Genomic DNA, 842 nt, shown 5'->3' with positions numbered 1-842 from the left:
CTAGGTAGTGAACTCATAAAGCTTGCGGTGTTCGGCGTGCCCTGATTCAAAGCTCCAGATGGTGAGGAGCGTCAGATGGCCCGGTTCGACCTGACCGAGAGCGAGTGGTCGATCATTGCCCCGCTGCTGCCGAACAAGCCACGGGGCGTGCCTCGGGTTGATGACCGGCGGGTGCTGAACGGGATTTTCTATATCCTGCGCACCGGCTCGCCCTGGCGTGACCTGCCGGAGCGCTATGGTCCCTATACGACGGTCTATAATCGCTACAACCGTTGGGCGCGCGCTGGTGTCTGGCTGCGGATCTTCGAGATGCTGGCGGCCAGCTCGCCGCAGTCGCTGCAATTGATCGACAGTTCGATCGTGCGCGCCCATCAGCATGCCGCAGGGGGTCAAAAGGGGGCTCGGATCACGCCATTGGCCGTTCTCGTGGAGGACTGACCACCAAAATCCACGCGGCCGTCGACGGGGCCGGCCTGCCGCTGGTGCTGCTGGTCTCGCCGGGCCAGGCTTCCGACAAGGCCGCTGCACCGGCCCTCATCGAGCACTTGCAGCCGGGCCGGGACCTGGTCGCCGACCGCGGCTACGACGCCCGGGCCATCCTGGATCTCGTCGCCGCGCGCGGCGGGCAGGCCCACATCCCGACCCAGCGAGACCGGAAGCACCAGAGATCGGTACCGCCCGAGCTTTATCGAGAGCGCAATCTCGTCGAACGCTTCTTCAATCGAATGAAGCACTTCCGACGCATCGCCACCCGCTTCGACAAGCTCTCGCGCAACTACCTCGCTGCCCTACACCTTGTCGGGTCAAGGCTATGGCTGCGGCATTATGAGTCCGTGACCTAG

1 protein-coding gene is annotated in these 842 nt (G+C 64.3%); it reads left to right on the top strand.

What is annotated here, in order from left to right; translation table 11 throughout:
- Positions 1-75: 75 nt before the first annotated feature.
- Positions 76-842, top strand: a protein-coding gene (locus GVN67_RS29090; protein WP_159995133.1) for an IS5 family transposase whose coding sequence is annotated in 2 segments (ribosomal slippage) — positions 76-385 and positions 385-842 — 768 coding nt in all. Because the reading frame shifts where the segments join, the coding sequence is not laid out codon by codon here.

It is taken from the genome of Roseomonas sp. 18066 (genome assembly GCF_902706185.1).
Taxonomy (GTDB): Bacteria; Pseudomonadota; Alphaproteobacteria; order Acetobacterales; family Acetobacteraceae; genus Pseudoroseomonas.
Note: the sequence above shows the minus strand (reverse complement) of the source record. Positions and strands in the feature narration are given on the sequence as shown.